The sequence below is a fragment of the Streptomyces sp. NPDC107517 genome (assembly GCF_055582645.1).
Window position 1 is genome coordinate 140,087 of record NZ_JBVJPM010000009.1, and the last position, 20,514, is coordinate 160,600.

16 protein-coding genes are annotated in these 20,514 nt (G+C 72.3%); 6 read left to right on the forward strand and 10 right to left on the reverse strand.

What is annotated here, in order from left to right:
• Positions 1-101: 101 nt before the first annotated feature.
• From ACZ67T_RS21820 to ACZ67T_RS21855, 8 genes are all read right to left on the reverse strand, one after another.
• Positions 102-1,619 (reverse strand): amino acid permease, encoded by a 1,518-nt coding sequence (locus tag ACZ67T_RS21820; protein ID WP_469986127.1) that lies wholly within the window; start codon positions 1,617-1,619, stop codon positions 102-104.
• Between the two features lie 263 nt (positions 1,620-1,882).
• Entirely contained in the window at positions 1,883-3,229 is a 1,347-nt protein-coding gene (locus ACZ67T_RS21825) for a type III PLP-dependent enzyme domain-containing protein (RefSeq protein WP_469986404.1), read from the reverse strand.
• Between the two features lie 302 nt (positions 3,230-3,531).
• Positions 3,532-5,406 carry a PucR family transcriptional regulator gene (locus ACZ67T_RS21830; protein WP_469986129.1) on the reverse strand — a complete coding sequence of 625 codons (1,875 nt, stop codon included), beginning with the start codon at positions 5,404-5,406 and terminating at the stop codon, positions 3,532-3,534.
• Complete coding sequence (locus ACZ67T_RS21835) at positions 5,360-5,785, reverse strand: VOC family protein (RefSeq protein ID WP_469986131.1); 426 nt, start codon at positions 5,783-5,785, stop codon at positions 5,360-5,362. The genes ACZ67T_RS21830 and ACZ67T_RS21835 overlap by 47 nt, the downstream gene beginning before the upstream one ends.
• 26 nt (positions 5,786-5,811) lie before the next feature.
• Positions 5,812-7,239 (reverse strand): Nramp family divalent metal transporter, encoded by a 1,428-nt coding sequence (locus ACZ67T_RS21840; RefSeq protein ID WP_469986133.1) that lies wholly within the window; start codon positions 7,237-7,239, stop codon positions 5,812-5,814.
• Positions 7,240-7,359: 120 nt separating this feature from the next.
• A complete protein-coding gene (locus ACZ67T_RS21845) occupies positions 7,360-8,313 on the reverse strand; it encodes a phosphoglycerate dehydrogenase (protein ID WP_469986135.1) in 954 nt (317 codons plus the stop codon).
• Positions 8,313-9,098: an HpcH/HpaI aldolase family protein gene (locus ACZ67T_RS21850; RefSeq protein WP_469986137.1), complete on the reverse strand. Its 786-nt coding sequence runs from the start codon at positions 9,096-9,098 to the stop codon at positions 8,313-8,315. Before ACZ67T_RS21850 ends, ACZ67T_RS21845 begins: the two co-directional genes overlap by 1 nt.
• Before the next feature lie 33 nt (positions 9,099-9,131).
• Positions 9,132-10,112 carry an aldo/keto reductase gene (locus ACZ67T_RS21855; protein ID WP_469986139.1) on the reverse strand — a complete coding sequence of 327 codons (981 nt, stop codon included), beginning with the start codon at positions 10,110-10,112 and terminating at the stop codon, positions 9,132-9,134.
• 409 nt (positions 10,113-10,521) lie between these two features.
• Between ACZ67T_RS21855 and ACZ67T_RS21860 the strand changes: the two genes are divergently transcribed.
• Genes ACZ67T_RS21860 through ACZ67T_RS21870 form a run of 3 tightly spaced genes read left to right on the forward strand, consistent with a single transcriptional unit; the run spans position 10,522 to position 13,667 of the window.
• Positions 10,522-11,775: a four-carbon acid sugar kinase family protein gene (locus ACZ67T_RS21860; protein WP_469986140.1), complete on the forward strand. Its 1,254-nt coding sequence runs from the start codon at positions 10,522-10,524 to the stop codon at positions 11,773-11,775.
• A 38-nt stretch (positions 11,776-11,813) separates the two neighbouring features.
• On the forward strand, positions 11,814-12,833 hold the full coding sequence (gene pdxA / locus ACZ67T_RS21865; RefSeq protein ID WP_469986141.1) for a 4-hydroxythreonine-4-phosphate dehydrogenase PdxA: 1,020 nt from the start codon (positions 11,814-11,816) through the stop codon (positions 12,831-12,833).
• 51 nt (positions 12,834-12,884) lie between these two features.
• Positions 12,885-13,667 (forward strand): DeoR/GlpR family DNA-binding transcription regulator, encoded by a 783-nt coding sequence (locus tag ACZ67T_RS21870; RefSeq protein ID WP_469986143.1) that lies wholly within the window; start codon positions 12,885-12,887, stop codon positions 13,665-13,667.
• A gap of 147 nt (positions 13,668-13,814) precedes the next feature.
• Here ACZ67T_RS21870 and ACZ67T_RS21875 read toward each other — a convergent pair whose 3' ends face one another.
• Positions 13,815-14,786, reverse strand: coding sequence for a quinone oxidoreductase family protein (locus ACZ67T_RS21875; protein ID WP_469986144.1), 972 nt, complete (start codon positions 14,784-14,786; stop codon positions 13,815-13,817).
• Between the two features lie 407 nt (positions 14,787-15,193).
• Between ACZ67T_RS21875 and ACZ67T_RS21880 the strand changes: the two genes are divergently transcribed.
• Complete coding sequence (locus ACZ67T_RS21880) at positions 15,194-16,738, forward strand: SDR family oxidoreductase (RefSeq protein ID WP_469986145.1); 1,545 nt, start codon at positions 15,194-15,196, stop codon at positions 16,736-16,738.
• 50 nt (positions 16,739-16,788) lie between these two features.
• On the opposite strand, the gene ACZ67T_RS21885 is transcribed toward ACZ67T_RS21880, so the two are convergent.
• Positions 16,789-18,225: an amidase gene (locus tag ACZ67T_RS21885; RefSeq protein ID WP_469986146.1), complete on the reverse strand. Its 1,437-nt coding sequence runs from the start codon at positions 18,223-18,225 to the stop codon at positions 16,789-16,791.
• 98 nt (positions 18,226-18,323) lie between these two features.
• Here ACZ67T_RS21885 and ACZ67T_RS21890 point away from each other — a divergent pair, with 98 nt between their 5' ends.
• Together ACZ67T_RS21890 and ACZ67T_RS21895 are read left to right on the forward strand one after the other, a co-directional pair.
• The gene (locus ACZ67T_RS21890) at positions 18,324-19,175 is read left to right on the forward strand and encodes a helix-turn-helix domain-containing protein (protein ID WP_469986148.1); all 852 of its coding nucleotides are present in this window, start codon (positions 18,324-18,326) and stop codon (positions 19,173-19,175) included.
• 134 nt (positions 19,176-19,309) lie between these two features.
• A complete protein-coding gene (locus tag ACZ67T_RS21895; RefSeq protein ID WP_469986150.1) occupies positions 19,310-20,044 on the forward strand; it encodes a class I SAM-dependent methyltransferase in 735 nt (244 codons plus the stop codon).
• Positions 20,045-20,514 lie beyond the last annotated feature (470 nt).

Here is a 20,514-nt window from a genome sequence, read left to right on the forward strand (position 1 = left end):
CGTCACCGACCGATGCTCTGTGCCATGCACGTTGACGCGGAGCACCGTTGCCGACCCGCCGGGGCGCGGAGGGTCGGCAACGGTGCTCCGCCGAGTGCCGTTCAGCCCCGCTGTTCGGCCGGGCTCTGTTCGACCGGGCTCTGTTCGACCGCCGGATGTGCGGCCGCCTGCCGCTCGGCGACCCGGCCGCGGACCGCGTACCAGCCGATGACCAGGCCGATGGCGATCAGCGGGACACAGGCCACCGACCAGGCGGCGTCGCCGCCGTCGACGCACATGAGCACCACGACGCCCGCGAGGAAGGCGAGCGTGAGCCAGGAGGTGAAGGGCGCGCCGGGCAGCCGGAAGGCGGGGCGCTCCAGCTCACCGCGCAGCGCCTTGCGACGCAGCACCATCTGGCAGACCATGATCATCACCCAGGTGCCGATCATGGTGATCGCGGAGAAGTTCAGGACGATGGAGAACGCCCGCTCGGGCACGACGTAGTTGAGGACGATGCCGAGGATGTAGCAGCACGCGGTCAGCAGGACGCCGCCGAAGGGCACACCGCGCTTGTTCATCTTCGTGGTGAAGGCGGGCGCCGAACCGGCCAGGCCCATCGAGCGCAGCACGCGGCCGGTCGAGTAGAGGCCGGAGTTGCAGCTGGAGAGGGCCGCCGTGAGGATGACGAAGTTCATGATGCCGCTGATACCGGGAACGCCCAGCTTGCCCATCAGCGTCACGAAGGGCGACTCGCCGGCCTTGTAGGCGCTCCACGGCAGCAGGAGGACGAGCAGCAGCACGCTGCCGACGTAGAAGAGCACGATGCGCCACGACACGGAGTTGATGGCGCGCGGGATCACCTTGCGCGGGTTCTCGGTCTCGCCGGCGGCGATGCCGACCATCTCGATCGCGGCGTACGCGAAGACCACGCCCTGGATGAGCACGACGGCGGCGAGCAGGCCGTTGGGCAGCATCCCGCCGTGGTCGGCGATCAGCTGCGGGCCCGTGCTGTGGCCGTCGACGGGGTGCCGGCTGGCCAGCAGCCAGCAGCCGATGGCGAGGAACGCCAGGATCGCGGCGACCTTGATGATCGAGAACCAGAACTCGAACTCGCCGAACCAGCGCACCGAGATGAGGTTCGCGGCGAGCACCACGAGCAGCGCGAACAGGGCCAGCGTCCACTGGGGGATGTCACGGAACGCCGCCCAGTAGTGCAGATACATCGCCACCGCGGTGATCTCCGCGATGCCGCTGCACACCCAGTGCAGGAAGTAGACCCAGCCCGCCGTGTACGCGGCCTTCTCGCCGAGGAACTCACGTGAGTACGAGACGAACGAACCGGACGTCGGCCGGTGCATCACCAGCTCGCCCATGGCGCGAGAGATGAAGAAGGCGAACAGGCCGGTGAGCGCGAAGATGACGACCAGCGACGGGCCGGCCGCGTGCAGCCGCTCGCCGGCGCCGAGGAAGAGGCCGGTGCCGATGGCGCCGCCGATCGCGATCATCTGGACCTGACGGTTGCGCAGGCCGGCCGTGTAACCGCCTTCGCGGATGGCGCCGGCGGCGCTCGCCCCGGCCGCGGCGGCGGGGGCCTGCGCCGGCCGGGCCTGCGGCTCGGCTTGTGCTGTGTGCTCCATGGTTCTCCGACGTGCATAGCGGTACACCGCACCCGCGCGCACGCGAAAGCGAACGCCGGAAAGCGGCGCGGCATACCTGTTGGACAGGGCCCGTCCCCCCGTACGGCGGGCCGGCATCGCGGGAAGACGGCGGACCTGGCGTGATGCTGTGCGGATCACGCGAGGGACGCAGTGTTCCCGGTGGAGCGCCGCGGGAGTACCACGCGGCGACACGCCACCTTAAACTGTTTCCTGGGGCAACTTTCCCCAGGTGGGGAGGTGCCCTACGAGGAGGGACGGTCGGTCAGCCCGAGAAGCGAGCCGGCCTGCGCCGCACCGGACTCCGCGACCACCTCGGCCACCGTCTGTGCGGGCCTGACCGGAGCGAACGTCACCATCCCCGCGTCGGACACTACATATCCGTACACGGCGGGACGCGGCAGGCTGTTGTAGTGGAAATGGGTCGAGAAGTAGTAGGCCCCGGTGTCGTACAGCGCGACCAGATCACCGGGCGCCAGCTCGGGCAGCTCCCGCTCCCGCGCGACCAGGTCCCCGGCGAAGCAGCACGGCCCGGCGACGTCCTGTACCAGCGGCTCGGTCGCCCTGGGCCGCCCGACGGGGTCGTACGCGCCCACGCGCAGCGGCCACGACTCGGGCACGAACACGGTGCGGGTGGCCACCTGCGCACCGGCGTGTGTCACGGCGATCCGCCGGCCGCCGGAGGTCTTGGTGTACTCGACGTGCGCCACGATCAGCCCCTGCTTGGCCAGCAGCGAACGGCCGAACTCGGTGACGAGCGTGTAGCGACCGTCGAACAGGCCGGGCACGGTCTCCCGCAGCAGCCGCGCGTACTGCGCGAACGTCGGGGTCATCTCGTCCGAGGCGAAGTTCACCGGCAGGCCGCCGCCGATGTCGAGGGTGTCGATCTGCTGCCCGCCGACATGCGCGTTGATCTTCTCCGCCAGCTCGTACGCGGCCCGCACCCCTTCGGCCATCAGTTCCAGGGCGACACCCTGGGAGCCGGTGTGGGTGTGCAGCCGGGTCATCCACGGGCGCAGCCGGTAGGCGTCGAGCACCCACTGTTCCGCGCCCTCGTCGCGCAGCGCGACACCGAACTTGGACGTGGCCGTCGCCGTGCTCATCGCCCCGATCGAACCGCTGCCGACCTGCGGGTTGACCCGCAGGCCCACGGGCGCGCAGCCGACCCCGAGATCGGCGACGACGGCGTCGACACGGTCCAGCTCCTGCGGGTTGTCGGCGTTGACCGCGATGCCGTGGGAGAGAGCGTCGCGCAGCTCGTCCATCGTCTTGGCCGGGGAGTCGAAGACGATCCGTTCGGCGGGGACACCGGCGGCGCGGGCCAGTTCCAGCTCACCGACGCTGGCCACCTCCGCGCCGATGCCCTCCTCGTTCAGCAGCGCGAGGACCGGCACCAGCGAGGCGGCCTTCACCGCGAACGTGTGCTGCACCGAGACCCCGTCGAAGGCGAAGGCCTCGCGCAGCTCCCGGGCGGCGCCACGGATCCCGTCCACATCGAGCAGGCCGAGGACCGGCGCCTGCGCGCCCACCAGGCCCTGCTCGGCGGCGGCACGCACGGCCGCCTCCCTGCGGACGACGGATTCCGGGGCCATGGTCATGGGGTGTTCCTGCCTTCTCACTGCACACTGCCGGCTACGTGCCCGGCGGATCGTCCGACTTGCGGGGCCGCCGACTGCGCCGGCCGCGGGCGGTGATCATGCCACCGGCTTGTCGCCCGTGCGCTCCGCCCGGGTTCACTGTGCAGCCCCGAGCCCCGCACTGTCTGCGTGCGCCGCCACGAAGTCCGCACCGCTCCCGTCGTGGCCGTGCACAAGGGCCGGGCACCGTCCCCCTCTCCATGGTGCGCCCGCACCACGGACAGGGGGGCGACGTGGTGCGCCCGCACCACACCGTGTCACGGCAGCGGGATCAGCCCGGCCCGCCGCAGCCCCAGCTCCACCAGCAGCCGCACATCGGGATCGGTGAGGTCGATGCCGCACAGCTCCCCGGCCCGGCGCAGCCGGTACCGCAACGTGTTGGTGTGGACCCCCACATAGCGGGCGGTGGCCGCCGCGTCGCCGAAGAACACCAGGTGGGCGGCGACGGTGCGCGGCAGATCCGTTCCGTGCAGCTCGTCGTGCTCGAGCAGCGCGGCGACCGCGTCCGCGGCCGACGGCACGTGCTCGGCGACCGCATCCGTCACCCGCAGCGCGTCCATGGCGAACCGGACATCCTCGGCGCAGGCCGTCTCGGGCCCGCCGCGCTCGCGCAGTACCCGCAACACCTGGGCGGCCCCCGCACGGGAGGCGGCGGCGTCGCCGAGCCCCCCTACGGTGGGCCCTGTCGCGACCAGCGGCCGCGCCCCGGCGCCGCGCAGCACGCCGGCCAGGTCGCGTGCCAGCCGGTCCACGCCGTCTCCCGCCCCGGTGCCGGCCACGAGGACGTCGAGCCGGTCGCCGTCGCGGTGCGCGAAGGCCGGGGTGTGATGCGCGGCGACGCGCAGGGAGGCCAGGTGGAAGGCCCGGTCCAGGACGTCCGGTGCGATCGGCACCGCGACGGCCGCCGTGAGGACGGTGCACGGCTGTCCGGCCTCGACCCCGAGTACGACCGCCGCCGCGGACACGTCCGGCGGGCGCTCCTCGAACAGGGCCCGCACCGCGTACCGGCGACGGCTGGCGGCGGACCGGGACCGCAGCCGGTGGTGCAGCAGATGCGGTACGGCGATGGCGGCCGCCTGCCGCAACGCTTCCCTGGCCCCGGGCGGCAGCGGTTCGCCGTCGGCGGCCGCCCACAGCGACCCGAGGATCTCGTCGCCGGCCCGCACGGCGACAGCGAGGCGTTCGGGAAACCGCGCGTCGGCGGGCCGGTGCACCACGTCGCCGCTCGCCCACAGCGTCGTGAGGAACCCGCTCTCGGCGAGTTCGGTCACCCGCCAGCTCGGCACCCGGCGCCCCAGGATGGTCAGCCTGCGCAGCGGGTCGGCGGTGTCGGCGGTCGGCGAGTACGCCAGCACGTTCGACTCGGGGTCCTCGACGGTGATCGCGCCGCCCACCAGCGCGGCCAGCGCCAGGGCGAGCCCCGACAGATCCCCGAGCGCCACATCGGCCGACGCCTCGGCGGGCGCCGCTGTTCCGGTGCGGGCGATGGCCGCCCGCAGCAGCCCGATCAGCTCGCCCCACTCGATCCACGGGGCTCGGGAGAGCAGGGCGGTCGACACCTCGTCGGCCGCCTCGGCGAGCGACGGCGCGATGCCCTGAGCGCCGCGTCGCAGCACCACGGCCGCGGCCCCGGCGCGGTCCGCCGCGCGCAGCACCGCCGCGGCGCCCGGCGCGGACGTGTCGACGCCGGGTGCGATGAGAATCCGCCCCCCTGCCTGCAGCGTCTCGCCCTCGTCGAACACTCCGGCCCCGCTCACCGGCACGTCCGTCCCGCAGGGGGCCCGCAGCACTTCCACCACGTCGGGCCCGACCACACCGACGGCCTGCCCCAGCGTGGGCGCACCACCGCCGTGCGGGGCGGCGGCGTCGGGCGAGGGGGGAGGTCCGGGCGGGGAGGGCTGCATGCCCCAAGTGTCACCGATGCCGGCCGGGCGACGGCTGCGGGGCAGGCGGGACGGGCGGCTGCGGATCTTGCCGCTGATCTTGTCGGCGAACGGGTCGTGACCGGCCGGTGACGCCCGCGCGGCCGAGCCGTAGGAGCCGCCCCGGCCGCGCGTGCGTCGTCCTGACCAGGGTGTGACCTGGTCAGACGACCGGTTCGCCGATGCCCAGCAGGTTTCCCTCGCTGTCACGGAACCAGGCAGCGCGTTCTCCGCGTGCGCCCTTGCTCGGGTAGTTTCCGTCGATCTCGGCGATCCCGTCCTTCGTCCGCAACCCGGGCAGGTCGACCTCCTCGAACATCACGCCGCGTTGCCTGAGTTCCGCCACGATCGTCTCGACGTCGTCGACCTGCCACCCCATCTGGGTGAAGGTGCCAGGCGCGGAACCCGTCGACTCGAACAGAGCGAACTCGGTGTCTCCGCACCGGTACAGCAGTCCACCGGGCCGTTCGTCGACGGGCTCGAGACCGAGCTGCTCGGCGTAGAAACGCCGTGCCCGGTCCAGGTCCTGGGCCGGCAGCCGGGTCGCCACGCGCCCCCGGGCCAGAATGTTCCTGCTGTCCGCGTTCATGCCTCCACTGTGCCCCGCCGCGGCATTCAGCTGCCGGGCGTCAGCCCCAGCGTGTCCAGCACCGCGTACACCCCGAGGAAGAGAATCGCCGCGCTGCTCATGACGAGGGCGGCGGTCAGCCAGGGGTTGGCGCGGAAGCGGGGCGGGACGCCGGTGTAGCGCAGGCGCCAGACCGCGACCACGACGGCGAGCAGGAAGACGCCGCCGCCGATACCGCCGATCTGCACCATCAGTACGGGGGACTGGACCCACAGGAAGAAGCACATCCACACCGGGGGCAGGCAGCAGGTGAGGATGCGGATCGTGCGGGTGCGGGAGCGCAGGTCGTGCCAGTTCACCACGCCGAGCAGGCCGAGGGTGTTGGTCCACAGGCGCGGCACGCTGGCCGACGAGGCGACGGTGACCGAGAAGAGGACGGCGATCGCGCCGGCCAGGAACAGGTACTCGGCCCACGGGCCCAGGGTGTCGGTGTAGATGTGCGACAGCGTGGTGATCATGCCGTTGCCTTCGGGTACCAGTCCCTGCGGGTGGAGCACCGAGGCGCCGATCACGTAGAAGGACAGCGTGCAGAGGGTGCACACGATCCAGGAGACGCCCACGTCGAGCCGCATGACCTTGAGCCAGCCCTCCGCCCGGCGGGCGCGCTGTTCGGTGCCGTCGTCGGGGCCGGTCCAGCGGGCGTAGCCCTTCTCCAGGCACCAGTACGTGTACGTCGTCATCTCGTCGGCGCCGACGCCGGTGATGCCGAACATGGCGAGCGCGATGCCGACCGTGCCCGCGGGGATCTGGAAGCTCAGTCCGTCGGCGAGCTGCTCGGTGCCGTAGCCGAAGGCGGTGAGGGGCAGGGCGAGTGCCAGGCCGACGGTGATGACCGTCTTGAGCGTGATGCCGATGACCTCGACCCGCTCCACGACGTGGTACTTGCCCGTCTGGAGGATGAGAACGGCGGCGGCGGTGACGACGATGGCCCAGATCGTCAGCGACGACGTGCTCAGGGACGCGCCGTGGATGGGCAGGAGGATGGAACAGGCCGCCGCGGTACCGCCGATGATGCCGCCGCGCTGGAACATCTTGGCGAAGTCCATGCCGATCCAGAGCCAGTTGATCCAGCTCAGCGGGCCGATCCGCGGGCCGACGTCACGGAAGCCGTCGAGCGCGGGGCGGCCGTTGAGGATGGTCCAGCGGGCCAGCTCCATCTGGACCCACACCTTGACCATGGTGGAGACGATCACCAGCCACAGCAGGGCGAAGCCGGCCTTTGCGCCGAGCGAGGTCGTGGTGATCAGTTCACCGGAGCCGACGACGGCGGCGGACAGCACGAGTCCGGGGCCGAGCCGGCGCAGTCGGCCGCGGAAGGTCTCGGGGGCCGGGCGGGCGTCTTCGGCGCGCAGTGCGTACGGGTCGGTCTGCGCGGAGGGCGGCGCCGCTGTGGCGCCATCTGTCGAGGTGGCCATGTCAGGTCCTTGGGGGATCCTCCGGCGTCGTCGCCGGAATCCGGAAGGGGACGGGGTAGTGCCGTGGCACCGAGGTGTCGCAGAGCGGGGGTGCAGGTACTGCAGAGGGTGCCTTGTGTCTCAACTCGCGTGGTGGTGCGGCTCCTTGCCCGCCAGTACGCGGACGACGTCCTCGGCCACTGTCGCGCCCATGGCCTGGTTGGCTTCGGGCGTGCAGGCGGCCATGTGCGAGGTGAGCAGCGTGCGCGGGGCCGCGCGCAGCGGGTGGTCGGCGGGCAGCGGCTCGGTGGTGAACGCGTCGAGGGCCGCAGCCCCGAGGTGTCCGGAGCCGAGCAGGTCGGCGAGCGCGCGCTCGTCGACGAGGCCACCACGCGCGGCGTTGACCAGGACCGCGCCCTCCTTCATCGCCGCCAGGCGTGCCCGGTCGAGCAGCGGGGTGCCGGACGGGTCGGGCGGCGTGTGGAGGCTGACGGCGTCGGCGCGCGCCAACAGGGCTTCGAGCGCGACCGGTTCGGCGCCGTCCGCGCGTACGTCGGCGTCCTGGACGTACGGGTCGTGGGCGAGCGGCTCCATTCCGAAAGCGCGGGCGTAACCGGCCAGAAGGCGGCCGATACGGCCGAAGCCGACGATGCCCAGCGTCTTGCCGTGCAGTTCGGGGCCGAACAGCTTCGGCCAGCCGCCGGCCGCCACCGCGGTGTGCGAGGCGGCGAGTGAGCGGGTCGCGGAGAGCAGCAGGCCGAAGGTGTACTCGGCCACCGCACGCGAGTTGCTGCCCGGCGCGCACACGACCGGGATACCTCGCGCGCGGGCGGCGGCCACGTCGATGGTGTCGACGCCGACGCCGTGCTTGGCGATCACCTTGAGTCGGGGCGCGGCGTCCATCACCTCGGCGGTGATCGCGTCCATGCCGACGATCAGCGCGTCCGCGCCGGCCGCGTACTCGAGGAGTTCGGCGGCCGGCAGCGCCGCGTCCTCGGACGGGCGCAGGGGACCGGCTCCGGCCTCCTCCAGGATCCGCCAGGGGCGCGCCGAGTGCCGGGCGAAGGTGGGCGTCGTGATGAGGGTGGTCGGCATCAGCGCGCCTCGCCGCGTGCCGCCTGGAGGTGGGACGTCGCGATCTGCTGAAGGTGTACGACGTCGGCGGCGACCGTCGCGAATGTGAAGCCCTCGGCGAGACGGCGGGCGGCGCTCGCGCCGTCGGCGTTGTGGATGCCGGCCGCGATGCCCGCCGTCTCTGCCGCCTTGCGGACACGGGTGAGGGCCTGCTCGAACTCGCCTTGCACGGACGGGTCGGTGGAAGAGGCGCCGCCGATGGCCAGGCGCAGGTCGGACGGACCGACGTAGATGCCGTCGAGGCCGGGGGTCGCGCAGATCTCCTCGACGTTGGCCAGGCCGTCGGCCGTCTCGATCATGGCGAGGACGGCGGTCTGCTCGTGCGTGTCGGCCGGGTTCGGGCCGATGCGCAGCTGTGCGCGCATCGGGCCGTACGAGCGGCGGCCCAGCGGCGGATAGCGGACGGCGGAGACGGCGTCGGCGGCGTCCTGCGCGGTGTCGATCAGCGGGACGATGACGGCGGTCGCGCCCGCGTCCAGGGCCTTGCCGATGTAGGTGAGGTCGTTGGCCTCGACGCGCACCATGCCGACGGCGGTGCTGCCCTTGGTGTCGGTGGCGAGGAGGTTGTTGAGCATGCCCTGGTAGCCGAAGAGACCGTGCTGGGCGTCGAAGGCCAGGTAGTCGTAGCCGACGCGGGCCAGGCGCTCGGCGGCGATCGGCGAGTCGAGCAACGACCAGTAGCCGATGAGCTGTTCGCGATTGCGCAGGGCGGCGGTGAACTCGGCAGAACTGCGGCCGGTGGCCATGTTGTTGTCTCCGTTACGAGGATGGGGGCGAGGTCAGCGGTTGTAGGCGGGCATCGGGCCGCGAAGGCGGGCACCGACCTCGTCGCAGGCGGCCAGGACATCTGCGGGCAGCGGGCCGGCGGACGCGGCGGCGATGTTGGCCTTCAGGTGCTCGACCTTGGAGCCGCCGAGCAGCAGCGCGTCGGTGGAGGGCCGTGCAAGGAGCCAGCGCAGGGCCAGCTCGGTGAGCGGCAGGCCCGCGTCGGCGGCGATGCGGGTGAGGTCGGTGACGGCGCGGAACAGATCCTCGTTCCAGTACCGCTCGCGGTACATCGCGGCCAGCTTCGAGTCCCCGAAGCGCCCGCCGCCCGGGGCCTGTCCGAAGGTGTGGCGGCCGGTGAGCAGGCCGCCGCCGAGCGGGTTGTAGACCATGGTGCGCAGGCCGGTGACGGCGGCGTACTCGACGTACTCCTCCTCGACGCGGCGCGCGAGAAGGTTGTGCAGCTGCTGGGCGACGACCGGGCGCGGGGCGCCGACCTCGTCGGCCACGCGGCTGAGCTCGGCGATCTGCCAGGCCGCGAAGTTGGAGACGCCGAGGGCGAGGACCTTGCCCGCCTGTACGAACTCGGTGACGGTGGCCAGGGTTTCGGCGAGGGGTGTCCTGCGGTCGGGCTGGTGCAGATAGAAGAGGTCGACGTGGTCGGTGCCCAGGCGCTTGAGGCTTCCGTCGAGCGCGGTGCGCAGGCCCTCGGCGGAGAGCGGCGCGTGGTCGCCCTGGTCGGGGTGCGGGATGCCGGCCTTGGTGGCGAGAACCATCCGGTCGCGTCGGCCGGGCAGCAGCCCGGCGAGGATGCGCTCGCTCTCCCCGCCCGCGTAGCCGTTCGCGGTGTCCACACCGGTGATGCCGGCGTCGAGCGCGGCGTCCAGCATCGCGGCGGCCGTCGCGCGGTCCGCGGTGTCGCCGAAGGTCATCGTGCCGAGGACGAGAGGGGACAACGGGACAGGGACGTGCGGGAGTTCAAGGCCGACGGTCACGGCGGGTTCCTTCCGGTGCGGGCAGCGCAAGTGGTGCGGGTCGTGCGGTCTCGTGTTCGTACGCGATCTCGTGCGTGATGTGCGCATCGGGGGTGTTGCTTGCGGCTGCGCGGCTTCGACCGGTCGCCGCGGTGGTTCCCGGCGGTGTGCCGCACTGCGGCCAAGTGCAGTGCGATGCGCTGCGTTCTGCCGCGATGTGCGGTGCAAGCCGGTGTGCACCGTGCTGTGTGAGCCGGTACGCAGGGCGTCCACGAGGGCGACGCGGTCCGCGGGTGAGGGCCGTCGGCGCCACCGGAACGCTCGCACGACTGCGTGAATCGCGCAAGAGGTCTCGCGCACTTCGCGCAATCTGTGTCATGATCCGGACCGGGCCGCCCAACGCCCGGCGTGCCCAAGGAGGTTCGACCCCGTGGCTTCCCTGCCCCCGCACCCACGCCCGTACGTTCCGCCGTCCGCGCCTGTGCCCGTACTGCGGTACGTCCTCGCGCTCGCGGACGACCTGTCCGGCGCGGCCGAGACCGCCTGTGCCCTCGGCGGTCCCGTCCGTCTGTCGCTCACCGCCGCCGACGTGGCCGAGAGCCCTGCCGCGCACGACCTCGTCGTGGACCTGGACACCCGGCACCTGCCGGCCGCCGAAGCGGCGTACGTCGTGCGGACGACCCTGTGCGCGGCGCAGGACGGCCCGCCCCGGCTGCTGTACAAGAAGGTCGACTCACAGCTGCGCGGCCACCTCGCCGCGGAGGCGGCCGCCTACGCCGAAGGGGCCGGGGCCGTCGTCATCGCCCCCGCGCTGCCCGCGGCCGGGCGCACCGTGACCGGCGGTGTGGTGCACGTGAACGGCGTTCCGCTGCACCGCACCGACGGCTGGCGCGCGGAGCGCGCGGCCGCGCCCCACTCACTCCCCGAGGCGCTGTCCGGCCTCCCGGTCCGTACGGTTCCCCTCGGCGTCGTCCGGTCCGAACCCGCCGTACTGGACGCGGAGTTCCGGCGGATCGCCGGCTCCGGCGCGCACCCCGCTCCGGACGCCGAGACAGACGCCGACCTGGATGCCGTGGCCACGGCGGCGCTGCGGCTCGGCCACGGATTCCGGCTCCTGGGCAGCGCTGGTCTGGCACTCGCGCTCGGGCGCGCGCTGGTGCGTCCCGCTGCCGTCACTCAGCCGCCCGCGCCCGCCCGGGACCGCGGCCCGCTGCTCTTCGTCGTCGGGACCGCCGAGCCCGCCGCGGTTGCGCAGATCGCGCACCTCACGGCACTCGGCGCTCACCATGTGCCGCTGGATCCGGCCGACCTGGCGGTCGGTGCGGTCCGCCTGCCGCGCATCGCCGCCACTGCTGCCCTGACCGTGCTGTCCATCGACGGTTCGGCAGGACTGCGCCCCGGCGCGGGACGGGCCCTCAGTGCCGCCCTGGGCGCAGTCGCCGCTGCGTACCCGGGCCGCCCCGACCTCGTCCTGACCGGCGGCGAGACCGCTCGCACCACTCTGGACGCGCTGGGAATACGGGAGTTGGAACCACTCGGCGAAATCCATCACGGCGCCGTCCAGTCCCGCACTCCTGACGGCCGCCACGTCGTCACCCGCCCCGGCAGCTACGGCGCCGAGGACTCGCTGCTGCGCATCGCTGCCGCGCTACGGCCCCGCCCGGCCGCCGCGGCAGCGACCTGAACCCTTCACCACCCGCCTCCCGCCTAGGAGTTGTCCGCATGAGCACCCGCACCCCCCTCCCTCTCATCGCCGTCACCATGGGCGACGCTGCCGGCGTCGGCCCCGAGGTCGTCGTCGCGGCCCTGCTCGACGATGCCGTCCTCACCCGCTGCCGTCCGGTCGTGATCGGCGACGCGCAGCGGCTGCGCGAGGCCGCCCGCATCCTCGGTCTGGACTGTGAGATCGCCGCCGTCGACCACCCGCGCGACGCCGAGTTCACGCCGGGCCGCGTCAATGTCGTCGACCTCGGCCTGCTCCCCGCCGACCTGCCCTGGGGCGAGCTGTCGCCGGTCGCGGGCGACGCCGCATACGCGTACATCGCGCGCGCCGCCGAACTCGCCGTGGCAGGAGACGTGCACGCCATCTGCACCGCCCCCCTCAACAAGGAGGCCCTGCACGCCGCGGGCCACATCTACCCCGGTCACACCGAACTCCTCGCCCACCTGACCGGGACCGAGGAGGTCTCGATGATGCTCTCCACCGAGAAGGTGAAGGTCATCCACGTCACCACGCACATCGGCCTGATCGACGCCGTCAACCGCATCGAACCGGGCCTCGTCGAGCGCACGGTGCGCCGCGGCCACGAGGCCATGGTGCGCGCCGGCACCCCGAACCCCGTCATCGGCGTCTGCGGCATCAACCCGCACGCGGGCGAGAACGGCCTGTTCGGCTACGGCGAGGAGGGCGAGAAGATCGTCCCGGCACTCGAGAAGCTGCGCGCCGAGGGTGTCGACGCCCGCGGCCCGCTCCCCGCCGACACCGCCTTCTTCCTCGCCGCGCGTGGCGACTACGACCTGATCGTGGCGATGTACCACGACCAGGGCCACGGACCGGTCAAGGTCCTGGGCATCGAGGCGGGTGTCAATCTCACCGTGGGACTGCCCGTCATCCGCACGTCCGTCGACCACGGCACCGCGTTCGACATCGCCGGAACGGGCGCGGCGGAGGCCGGTAGCATGGTCGAGGCGCTGCGCCAGGCGGCTGAGCTGGCGACGGCGCCGGTCGCTCCGGCGGCCTGAACCGCCGTCCCCTGCACCGCCGTTACCACCGCACCGTAGAGGACCCCGCAGATGCAGCCGACCACATCCCAGGCGCGACGCGACCGCATCGTCCACCTCGCCACCACCACCGGCCTCGCCAGCGTCGAGGAACTCTCGCAGCTCTTCGACGTCACCCCCTCGACCATCCGCCGGGACCTCGCCCGCCTCACCACGGAGGGCCGCCTCGCGCGCACCTACGGCGGCGCGATGGCGCTGTCCGCGCACCCCGAGGCGTCGCTTCGGCAGCGCACGGGGGAGGCGTACGAGGAGAAGCGGGCCATCGCGCAGTGGGCCGCCCGGCAGGTCGAGCCGGGCGAGACCCTGCTCCTCGACGCCGGTACGACGGTGGGCGCGCTGGCCCACGAGCTACGAGGCGCCAAGGAGTTGACGGTCGCGACCACGGGCCTGACGGCCCTGCACGCCCTCGCGGACGCGGAAGGCGTGGAAGTCGAGTGCCTGGGCGGCACGCTCCGCCCGCTCAGCCAGGGTTTCGTCGGCCCGCTCACGGAGGCCGCACTCGAGCACATGTCCTTCGACCGGCTCTTCCTCGGCGCCGACGGCGTCACCGTCGAGCGCGGCATCTGCGAGGCGGACCTGCGCCAGACCCGGCTCAAGGAGCTGATGGCCCGCCGCGCCGACCGGGTCTACGTACTCGCCCACGGCGCCAAGCTGGGGCGCGCGCCGTTCCACGCCTGGGCGAAGCTGCGGAACGAGTGGACCCTGGTCACGGACGCATCGGCGCCCGACGCACAGATCCGTGCCTTCGAGGCGAGCGGGGTACGGGTCGAGATCGCCCCGCCCGCGGGGGCGTGACGGAACGACGGTTGCCGATCCTGACGTGCCTGTCCGTTGCGCCTCTCGGGCCTGCCGGGATCTGTGGTGTCCGGGGCCTCGGACGTCCACCATGGCGTCCATGCCCCGGCGACGCCGCAACGCCGGTGGTCGGTCGCCTCGGCGCGGTCAGCCCAGGTCGATCACCACCTTGCCGATCGCCTCGCCTGTGCGCAGCCGCCCCACCGCCTCCTCGAGGCGGTCGATGCCGTAGCGCTCGTAAGGCAGCGTGAGCTTGCCGGAGGAGAGGTCCGGTAGAAGGCGTGCGACCTCCGCGGCGACCTCCTTGCCCCGGCTGATCATGTTGACGGGGAGCAGCGAGACGTCGGCGAGGAAGAAGTCCGCGAGGTCGAGGGTGAGCTCTCGGCCCGCGGTGTAGCCGACGAGCGCGGCCCGGCCGCGCGGGCGGACCAGACGAAGGGCCCCTTGCAGGATCTTGCCGCCGACCGTGTCGATGAGCACGTCGACCTTGCCGCCTACCGCCTCCTCGGAGAGATCGGACGCGAGTACCGCCTTGGCGGGTGCGGGCACATGGGGCCGCTTGGCCGGGCGGCCGACCACACCGACCACCTCGGCACCTGCCCGGGCGGCCAGCTGGACCGCCATCGCGCCGACCGCGCCCGACGCTCCGGTGACCATGACCCGCTCGCCAGGCCGTACCTGGGCGATCGGGTGCACGGAGGCCCAGGCGGTGCCGACGGGGGAGAAGTAGATGCAGGCCAAGGCGGGGTCGGTGCCCTCCGGCATGATCTCGACGGCGGCATCGGGCACGAGCACGTGCTCCGCCCAGGCACCTGCACGGCTGAGCCCGAGCCCTTCGCCGCGCACCCGGACGAGCGCGCCCTCGGGGTGGGTGCCGGAGGCGAGGACGGTGCCGCTGCCCTGCGTGCCGGGCACGGACGGCAGGTCGGGCAGGATGCCGAACTGTCCGTCGAGGACGTTGAGGTCCAGGTGGGCGACCGTCGCCGCCTTCATCCGTACGAGGGTGTGCCCGGGCCGCGGCTCGGGAACGGCCCGCTTCAGGAGACGCGGCAGGGTGCCGAACTCCTCCAGGACCAGGGCTCGGGAGGTGGGTGCGGCGGTGGCTGAGGTGCTGATCATGTGTTTTCGATATCCGATCTTCCCCGTTGTCCGCAAGGTCGCGTCGTTCATACCTCAGCTCCGTACGTGCATGGTGCAAGGATCGCGATCGCGCCGGGCCCGATGATGACGGCCGTGATGGCTGCACGCTCCCAGAGGACAGGGGGCGCAAGAAGCGAGGCGTCCCGTCTGGCGGACCGACCTGGTCGAGGTGGCACCGAGGGGTCCGTACGTTCCGTCGATTCCCGGGCCCTATGGGCAGGGAGTGCGTATCCGGAGGACTGAACAGCCCGCGGACCCGCCGTCAGCCGTCGCCGCTGGGGAACGCGCCGACAACACGTCATGAGGCGGAAAGTCCTGGGGCGATCGGCCATGATCGAACGGGAGAGCATCGAGCAGCGTCGGACCGAGTGCATGGAGAGATGGTCGTGGACACGGACGCAAAGCACAGCGCGGAGGGGCTGCACTGTCTGGTCACCGGAGCGTCCGGATACATCGGAGGGCGCCTGGTACCGGAACTGCTGGATGCCGGACACCGGGTTCGCTGTCTGGCCCGCTCGCCGGACAAGCTGCGGGACCACCCCTGGGCGGCCGCCGTCGAGACCGTACGCGGAGACGTCACTGACGCCGAGTCGGTCGAAGCGGCCATGCGCGGAGTCGATGTCGCGTACTACCTGGTGCACTCCCTCGGATCCGGGTCCGGGTTCGAGGACACCGATCGCCGCGCGGCCCGCATCTTCGCCGAGCGGGCGCACGCAGCCGGCGTGCGGCGCATCGTCTATCTCGGCGGTCTCACTCCGCGGGACGTACCCGAGAAGGCCCTCTCCCCGCATCTGCGCTCCAGGGCTGAGGTCGGTCGCATCTTCCTCGACGCCGCGGTGCCCGCCGCCGTGCTCAGGGCCGCTGTCGTCATCGGCTCGGGATCGGCGTCGTTCGAGATGCTGCGCTATCTGACCGAGCGGCTGCCGGTGATGGTCACCCCGAGCTGGGTGCACACCCGCACGCAGCCCATCGGGGTCCGCGACGTGCTGCGCTATCTCGTCGGCTCGGCCACCGTGCCGACCGAGGTCAACCGGGCTTTCGACATCGGCGGACCGGATGTCCTGACCTATCGGGAGATGATGCGCCGCTACTCCGAGGTCGCCGGACTCCCGCGGCGGATCATCGTGCCGGTGCCCATGCTCACCCCGCGGCTGTCCAGCCACTGGGTCGGCCTCGTGACCCCGGTGCCGGCATCCATCGCCCGGCCCCTCACGGAGTCGCTGCGCCACGAAGTCGTCTGCCACGAGCACGACATCGCCCGCTACGTGCCCGACCCTCCGGGCCGGCCCCTGCCGTTCGACGAGGCCCTGGCTCTCGCGCTGCGGAGGGTGCGGGAGGCACAGGTCGCCACCCGGTGGTCGTCCGCCGCCCTTGCCGGTGCCCCCAGCGACCCGCTGCCCACCGATCCCGACTGGGCCGGCGGCAGTCTCTACGAGGACGAGCGGCAACTGCCTGTCGACGCTTCCCGGGAGGCCCTTTGGAAGGTGATCGAGGGCATCGGCGGCGACAACGGCTGGTACTCCTTCCCGCTGGCCTGGGCGGTCCGCGGCTGGCTGGACCGGTTCGTCGGCGGAGTAGGCCTGCGCCGCGGACGACGCGACGCGGAGCGTCTGCGGGTCGGCGACTCGCTGGACTTCTGGCGCGTCGAGGAGATCGAGCCCGAACAACTGCTGCGGCTGCGCGCGGAGATGAGGCTGCCGGGTCTGGCGTGGCTGGAGATGTACGTCGAGACGGGCGCCGAGGGCCGTACCCGCTACCGCCAGCGCGCCCTGTTCCACCCCCGCGGCCTGCTGGGCCATGCCTACTGGTGGTCCGTGTCCCCCTTCCACGCCGTCGTCTTCGGCGGCATGGCCCGCAACATCACCCAGGCCGCGGCCAAGGGCATGAGCGCGCGGGGCGGCACGCCACCCGCCGGCCGCATCCGGCGCTGATGCCGCGGGCGAAGACTGCGGCATCAGCAGGTGCACCCCCGGCCGCAGGATCAGCTGACAGCCGGGCGGCGACCGGCCCAGGGGAGCGCGAGTTCGAGGGTGCGGGACACCTGGAGCAAGAGGTCCTCCCGCCATGGCGCGGCGACGATCTGGATGCCGACGGGCAGGCCGGTGGCCTCGTCGTGGTGGACGGGGAGGGAGATCGCCGGCTGGCCGGTCACGTTGAACACCGACGTGAACACCCCCATCGGGTAGCTGTTCCGCAGTGCCCTCAGGGGATCGTCCTCGGTGCCCGTCCGCCAGGCACCGACGAGCGGCGGAAGGCAGGCCATCGCCGGCGTCACGAGGAGATCGAAGCCGGCGAGGAAGCCTTCGACGATGCGCCGCGACAACTGCTGGGTCTTCCGCACCCCTTCCGCGTACGCCCACGAGTCGATCGCTCGTGCCGCCTCACGCAGGGCGCGATTGTGCGGCTCGACGCGGTCCGGTTCCGCGAGCGCGATCCCGGCACCGGCGACGTTCCACAGGGTCGTGAACGCGGTGACCAACTCGTCGGTCGGCGGCAGCGGAAGAGGCGTGTCGACGATGTGTTGGCCGGCCGATTCGAGCGTCCGAAGTGCGACGTCGACGGCTGCGACACACGCCGGGTGCACGCGTATCCCGTCGATCGGGGAGTCGGTGAGCACACCGATCCGCAGTCCGGTCGGCACGTCCGTCTTCATCGCGGCGGCGAAGGACGTGATCGGCGTCGGCGGCGACCACCACGCGCCCGGATCGTGACGCGCCAGCACGTCGAGGGCGGCCGCGGTGTCCGCCACCGAGCGGGTGAGCACGCCGCCGGTGCCGAGACCCTCCACCTCCACGACGGCGTTGGTGACCAGGCCGCGGGTGGGTTTGAGGCCGACGAGGCCGTTGCACGATGCGGGGATCCGTATCGACCCGCCGCCGTCCTCGGCGTGGGCGATGGGCGCCATTCCGGCGGCGACGGCGGCGCCCGCTCCGCTCGACGACCCCCCGGGCGTGCGGTCCGGGTCCCACGGGTTGCGCGAGATGCCCAGGGCGTCGCTCTCGGTGAAGGGCAGGCTGCCGAACTCGGAGGTGGTGGTCTTGCCGAGCAGGACGAAGCCCGCGTCCACGAACCGTCGAACGACCGGGTCCGATGCCCCGGCCGGTGTCCGCCCGGCGCCCGCGGACCCATGGGTGGTGGGCCAACCGGCAACGTCAGCAAGGTCCTTGACCGGCAGCGGGACGCCGTGGAACGGCGGGAGGTCCTCGACGGACGCGGCCCGCGCCACCGCATCGGCCGCGGAGGACGCGGCTTTGCGGACGTCGTCGTCGGCCCGGTGGCAGAAGGCGTTCAGCCGGGGGTCGAGCCGGTCCATCCGCTCGAGAAAGCAGTCGGCCAACTCGACCGGGCTCACCTCCTTCCGGCGGATTGCCGCGGCGAGTTCGACGGCGGGTGTGAACGGGTCGATCGGCGAGCGCATCACGGGTGGCCCTTTCCGGTACGGGGCGTGCGGGAGCCGTCAGTGTCGTCGCGCACCGGACGTCGCGTCTTGTACGAATGTCCCGTAGTTTTGGCGCCATGCGATCCGGCGAGCCGGCCCATGACGCCGCGTCGGTGTGGGACATCGCCACACCGACGCGGCGCGGGGGGCTGCCGGGAGTCAGCATGGCCGGATTCCGGGCCCGTACAAGCGACTTCGTTGACCTGGACGTGGTCCCGTACCCTGCTGTCACCGTGGCCGTCGACCTCGGTGACGAGCCCCTCGTCGTCGATGATTACAGCGGCCGGAGGCAGAGCGGCAGCGTTGTCGTGGGGCTCGCGTCCGGCGGCGTTCGAGGGCGCGGCCAGGACATCGAGTGCCTGCAGGTGCGGCTGTCGCCGCCGGTCGCGCACGCGGTGCTGGGCGCCTGCGCGGAGTCGGGCGCCACGGTGCTCTCCCTCGACGACCTCTGGGGCCGCGACGCCGCGCACACCCAGGAGCAACTGCGCGCTGCCGGGTCTTGGGGCGACCGGTTCGCGATAGCCGAGGCCGCGCTCGTTCGACGACACGAGGCAGGCCGGGCGGTGGAGCCTGAAGTCGCCTTCGTGTGGCAGCAGATGGTCACCCATCGGGGAGCGGTCCGGGTCGAGCGACTGGCAGCCGAGGTCGGCTGGAGCCGTAAGCGTCTGTCGTCCCGGTTCCGGGCCCAGATCGGTCTCAACCCCAAACGCGCCGCTCAGCTCGTCCGTTTCGACCACGCGGCGCACCGTCTCGCCGCGGGTCACAGCGCCGCACGGGTGGCGGCGGAGATCGGCTACGTCGACCAGTCCCACCTTCATCGAGATGTCGTGGCCTTCACCGGTGTGACGCCCACGGCCGTTGCGGTGGCGCCTTGGCTCGCGGTCGACGACGTCGCATGGGCCGCCCCCGCATACCTGTCCACCTCTTGACCCACGATCCGCACGAGGCAGGCACGATCCGCACGCGGCAGGCGCGGGCCACCCGGCGGGCACGAGGCCGGTCGTGCGGGTCAGGGGGACATTTCTACAAGACGCCCGGCAATCGAGCCGGTGACACTGCGAGCATGTCCAAGAACGGGAAAGACTCCCCACTGCCGGACGTCCGGTGGCCGCGGTACGGCGTCGACGCTCCCGCGTTCCCTGCGACACTCGGCGCCGCAGGCGTGGCCTGCTGCCTGGCCGCCGGCCGGTGGCGGCGAGGACGGAAAGCGCTGGCGACTGCGGGGACAGCGCTGATCGCCCAGACCGGTATCTACCTTCACACCACTTTGCACGGCAAACTGCGCGTCTGGAGGCGGGAGTTGGACCGTGCCGCCTTGAAGGGCGACGAGCAGCTCCTCGATCTGGGCTGCGGTCGCGGCGCGGTGCTGATCGAGGCGGCCAGGCGGCTGCCGACGGGACGCGCCGTGGGCGTGGACCTGTGGTCCGGAAAGGACCAGAGCGGGAACCGCCGCGAAGTCACGCTCGCCAACGCCGCCGCGGCAGGGGTCGCCGACCGGGTGGACGTACAGACTGCCGACATGACCGAACTGCCGTTCGCGGACGGCTCCTTCGACGTCGTGACGAGCGCGCTGGCGATCCACAACATCCCGTCACGCGAACGGCGTTGCCGCGCGGTGGACGAGGCCATGCGGGTGCTGCGCCCTGGCGGTCGCTTGATCGTCGCCGACTTCTGGCCCATGGCCAGGCAGTACGCCGACCACATCGGGCACGGCACAGTGCGCGGACTCGGCCCCGAGTACTGGTACGGCGGCCCCTGGCTCGGCATCACCCTGCTGCATGCCGTCAAGGAGGGCTGAGCAGGCTGCACGGCGAGAGAGGCACCTGACAGGCAAGTGCGCGGCGCAGGCGCCTCGTTGTGGGCATCCGGAGACCGCTGAGCCTGAGGCGACGGGTGTGGATCACGCTCGGCGCAGTGGTGTTGGGGGGCGGGGGTGTGGTGACCTACGCCATGGCCAGCCCTTCCGAGGATCCAGGAGCGGCGGGCCGGGACAAGCGGCCGGTGAAGGTCTACGACCTCGCGCTGAAGGGCGCCACGAGCGGCAAGCGTGAGCTGCCGCGCACGCAGACCGAGCAGTTCTCGATGCTCGGTGTCTCCTGGACCGGGGCGACCGAGCGACTGCACGGTGGTGCCCAGGTGCGCACCCGCAGCATCGAGACCGGAGAGTGGACCGCCTGGATGGACCTCGAGGCGAACGTCGACCCGTTGGAGGATCCCGAGTCGGGGTCCGGGATGCGCGGAGCGTCCGAGCCGCTGTGGGTCGGGCCC

Bases quoted from the DNA above. Each gene is read 5' to 3' on its own strand.
- ACZ67T_RS21820 (WP_469986127.1), bottom strand. From the start codon at position 1,619: ATGGAGCACACAGCACAAGCCGAGCCGCAGGCCCGGCCGGCGCAGGCC.
- ACZ67T_RS21825 (WP_469986404.1), bottom strand. From the start codon at position 3,229: ATGGCCCCGGAATCCGTCGTCCGCAGGGAGGCGGCCGTGCGTGCCGCC.
- ACZ67T_RS21835 (WP_469986131.1), bottom strand. From the start codon at position 5,785: ATGAACGCGGACAGCAGGAACATTCTGGCCCGGGGGCGCGTGGCGACC.
- ACZ67T_RS21840 (WP_469986133.1), bottom strand. From the start codon at position 7,239: ATGGCCACCTCGACAGATGGCGCCACAGCGGCGCCGCCCTCCGCGCAG.
- ACZ67T_RS21845 (WP_469986135.1), bottom strand. From the start codon at position 8,313: ATGCCGACCACCCTCATCACGACGCCCACCTTCGCCCGGCACTCGGCG.
- ACZ67T_RS21850 (WP_469986137.1), bottom strand. From the start codon at position 9,098: ATGGCCACCGGCCGCAGTTCTGCCGAGTTCACCGCCGCCCTGCGCAAT.
- pdxA (WP_469986141.1), top strand. From the start codon at position 11,814: ATGAGCACCCGCACCCCCCTCCCTCTCATCGCCGTCACCATGGGCGAC.
- ACZ67T_RS21870 (WP_469986143.1), top strand. From the start codon at position 12,885: ATGCAGCCGACCACATCCCAGGCGCGACGCGACCGCATCGTCCACCTC.
- ACZ67T_RS21875 (WP_469986144.1), bottom strand. From the start codon at position 14,786: ATGATCAGCACCTCAGCCACCGCCGCACCCACCTCCCGAGCCCTGGTC.
- ACZ67T_RS21885 (WP_469986146.1), bottom strand. From the start codon at position 18,225: ATGCGCTCGCCGATCGACCCGTTCACACCCGCCGTCGAACTCGCCGCG.
- ACZ67T_RS21890 (WP_469986148.1), top strand. From the start codon at position 18,324: ATGCGATCCGGCGAGCCGGCCCATGACGCCGCGTCGGTGTGGGACATC.
- ACZ67T_RS21895 (WP_469986150.1), top strand. From the start codon at position 19,310: ATGTCCAAGAACGGGAAAGACTCCCCACTGCCGGACGTCCGGTGGCCG.